The sequence below is a fragment of the Nocardioides sp. P5_C9_2 genome, assembly GCF_054049555.1.
Genome location: NZ_JBFUMD010000410.1, coordinates 1 through 3,599, shown reverse-complemented (window position 1 = coordinate 3,599; position 3,599 = coordinate 1). Strand labels below are relative to the sequence as shown.

The following is a 3,599-nucleotide window of genomic DNA, read 5'->3' as shown; positions in this document are numbered from 1 at the left end:
GTGCTGGTCGGGGGCCGGTCCGGACGTCGTGGTGGGTGGATCAGTGGTGCACGGCGCCCTCGGCGCCGGCCCCGGTGAGGGCCCGGACCTCGAGCTCGGTGAAGCGGTCCTCAGCGCTCGGCTCCCGGGCGGAGATGGTGCCGAGGTAGCCGAGCAGGAAGCCCAGCGGGATCGACACGATGCCCGGGTTGTTGAGCGGGAAGATCGCCCAGTCGGAGTCGGGGAACAGCGAGGTGGGCAGCCCCGACATGACCGGCGAGAGCAGCACCAGCCCGACGGCGGAGATGAGACCGCCGTAGATGCTCCAGGTGGCGCCGCGCGTGTTGAAGCGTCGCCAGAACATGTTGTAGATGATCGCCGGGAGGTTGGCCGACGCCGCGACGGCGAAGGCCAGGGCCACGAGGAAGGCGATGTTGAGGCGCTGCGCCGGGATGGACAGCACGATCGCGATCGCGCCGATCACGAAGGCCGCGATCCGGGCGACCCGGACCTCGTCCTTCTCGGAGACCGGCTGGTCCTTCTTCAGGACCCCCTTGTAGAGGTCGTGCGCCACCGACGAGGACGACGCGAGCGTCAGCCCGGCGACCACCGCGAGGATGGTCGCGAACGCCACCGCCGCGATGAGCGCGAGCAGGATCGCCCCGCCCGTGGAGCCCTCACCACCGCCGACCGCCTCGGCGAGCAGCGGGGAGGCGAGGTTCTGGTTGCCGCCCTCCACCGGGTCGACGACGTCACGGTCGAGCAGCGCAGCGGCACCGAAGCCGAGGACCAGCGTCATCAGGTAGAAGACGCCGATCAGGCCGATGGCCCACAGCACCGACTTGCGGGCGTCACGAGCCGTGGGGACGGTGTAGAAGCGGATCAGGATGTGCGGCAGGCCAGCGGTGCCGAGCACGAGCGCCAGGCCGAGCGACAGGAAGTCGATCTGCGAGGTCAGCGTGCTGCCGTACTGGAGCCCGGGCTGCAGGAAGGCCTCGCCCTTGCCGGAGTTCTCCGCCGCCGCCCCGAGCAGGGACGAGAGGTTGAAGCTGAACTCCTTGAGCACCAGCACGACGATCAGCGCCGAGCCGAGCATCAGCAGCACGGCCTTGGTGATCTGGACGTACGTCGTGCCCTTCATGCCGCCGACGACGACGTAGAAGATCATCAGCACGCCGACACCGATGATGGTGATGTTCTTGATCGCCTGGCTGTCGACGCCCAGCAGCAGCGCGACCAGGGTGCCGGCGCCGACCATCTGGGCCAGCAGGTAGAAGATCGAGACCACGACGGTCGAGATCGAGGCGGCGGTGCGCACCGGGCGCTGGTTCATCCGGAAGGCGAGCTGGTCGGCCATCGTGTAGCGACCGGCGTTTCGCAGCATCTCGGCCACGAGCAGCAGCGCCACCAGCCAGGCGACGAGGAAGCCGATGGAGTACAGGAAGCCGTCGTAGCCGTAGAGAGCGATGGCCCCCGAGATGCCGAGGAACGACGCGGCCGACATGTAGTCGCCCCCGATGGCGAGCCCGTTCTGGAAGCCGGAGAAGGAGCGGCCGCCGGAGTAGAAGTCGGCGGCGGTCTTGGTCTGGCGGCTCGCCCAGAACGTGATGCCGATCGTCAGTGCGACGACGGACAGGAACAGGACGGTGGTGAGGACCTGGTCGTTCATGCCTGACCCCGCTTCGCGTCGACGCCGGCCTGGTCGCGGTAGGACTTCTCCAGGTCACGGGCCAGCGGGTCGAGCCTGGCGTTGGAGAAGCGGCTGTAGACGTAGGCCAGCCCGAAGGTGGTCACGAACTGCAGCAGCCCGAAGACCAGGGCCACGTTGATGTGACCGACGACCTGGATGGCCATGAAGTCGGGCGCCCAGCTCGACATGACGACGTACAGCAGGTACCAGGTCAGGAACGCCGCGGTGGCGGGGAAGACGAAGCCTCGGTAGCGACGGCGGAGCTCGGTGAACTCCGCCGTCTCGTGCAGTCGGTCGTAGACCGGGTCGTGGCGCGCGGCCTGTTCGTGGGTCTCGGATGTCACGGTGATTCCTTCCACGCGGGGTCACCGATGTGTGACCGCCGTCACGGTCGCACCACCGCCTCGTGGAGGGGGAGGGGTCCTCGCCGGTACGTCGGCGGGTGGGGCCGCCGCGTCGCCGAGCGGTCGGTTGCGTACGACGAGCGGTCGGCTACGCGGCCGGGCCGGACGACCCGTCCGCGAGGGCGCCGCGGTCGGGGACCCCGTTCGACGTGCCCGCGGCCTGCCCGACGGACTTCTTGATCAGCGCCTCGAGGTCGAGGCCGGTCGACGTCTTGAGCATGGTGAGGGTCTGCACGACGTTGTCGTTGACCTGGCGCGGCAGCGCGCCGGCGCCGTCGGAGGAGATGACGGTCAGCTGGTCGATCGCGGCCATCGGCGCCGCGACCTCGCGGGCGATCTGCGGCAGCACCTCGATGAGCATCTGCAGCACGGCGGCGTCGTTGTAGTGGGCGAACGCGTCGGCGCGCTTGTCCATCGCCTCGGCCTCGGCCTGGCCCACCGCGAGGGTGGCGGCCGCGGTGGCCTCGCCCTCGGCGCGGGTCGCGTCGGCCTCCGCGGTACGCCGGGCCTTCTCGGCCTCACCGCGCCGGGCGCCCTCGATCGCCTCGGCCTCGGCGAGCGCCGTACGCCGCGACTTCTCGGCCTCACCGCTGAGGCGGGCCTCCTCGGCCTTCGCCTGGGCGGCGGCGATGGTGGCCGCCTTGCGGGCCTCGGCGGCGGCGATCTCGGCCGAGCGCTGGGCCTCGGCCTCCTGCTCGACCTTGTAGCGGGCGGCGTCGGCCGGCTTGCGGACCTCGGTCTCCAGGTTGCGCTCGGTCAGCGCAGCCTGGCGGACGGCGACCTTCTCCTGCTCCAGCAGGATCGCCTGGTCGCGGTCCGCCTGCGCCAGCGGGCCGGAGGCGGCGGCGGTGGCCGACGCCGCGTCGGTCTCGGCCTTGATCTCGGCCTGCTTGAGCGCCAGGGTCCGGGTCGCGATGGCGATCTCCTGCTCGGCGGCGATCCGGGCCTGCTCGGCGGCCTGCCGGGCGTTGGCCTCGGCGATGGAGGCCGTCTGCTGGATGCRTGCCGCCTCGGGACGCCCGAGGTCGGCGAGGTAGGTGCCRTCGTCGGTGACGTCCTGGATCTGGAACGTGTCGAGGATCAGCCCCTGGCCGGTGAGGGAGTTCTCGGACTCGTCCGCGACCCGCTGGGCGAACGCGGCCCGGTCCCGGATGATCTGCTCGACCGTCAGGCCGCCGACGATCGAGCGCAGCGCGCCGGCGAGCACCTCCTGGGTGAAGGACTCGATCTCGCCCTGCTGGGCCAGGAAGCGCTGGGCCGCGAGGCGGATCTGGTCGGCGTTGCCGCCGACCTTGACGATGGCCACGCCCTCCACGTTGAGCTTGATGCCCTGGCCCGAGACGGCGCCCCGGATCTGCACCGAGATGCGCCGCGAGGAGAGGTCGAGGGTGGCGAGCTTCTGGACGAACGGGATCACGAAGACGCCGCCGCCGAGGATGACCTTCTGCCCGGAGAGGTCGTGGCTCAGCGCGCCGGTCTCGGGGTTGAGCACCGCCTTGCCCTTGCGTCCCGTGACGATGTACGCC

Annotated in this window: 3 protein-coding genes; all 3 read right to left on the bottom strand. The window is 70.7% G+C overall.

Annotated features, from left to right (window positions below; all coding sequences use genetic code 11):
• Positions 1 to 40: 40 nt before the first annotated feature.
• Positions 41 to 1,648 carry a solute symporter family protein gene (locus ACXJKL_RS17100; protein WP_457208220.1) on the bottom strand — a complete coding sequence of 536 codons (1,608 nt, stop codon included), beginning with the start codon at positions 1,646 to 1,648 and terminating at the stop codon, positions 41 to 43.
• Positions 1,645 to 2,013, bottom strand: coding sequence for a DUF485 domain-containing protein (locus ACXJKL_RS17095; protein WP_457208219.1), 369 nt, complete (start codon positions 2,011 to 2,013; stop codon positions 1,645 to 1,647). The genes ACXJKL_RS17100 and ACXJKL_RS17095 overlap by 4 nt, the downstream gene beginning before the upstream one ends.
• 148 nt (positions 2,014 to 2,161) lie before the next feature.
• Positions 2,162 to 3,599 (bottom strand): flotillin family protein (locus ACXJKL_RS17090; protein WP_457208218.1); only part of this gene is annotated, 1,438 nt, incomplete at its 5' end.

Bases quoted from the DNA above. Each gene is read 5' to 3' on its own strand.
- ACXJKL_RS17100 (WP_457208220.1), bottom strand. From the start codon at position 1,648: ATGAACGACCAGGTCCTCACCACCGTCCTGTTCCTGTCCGTCGTCGCA.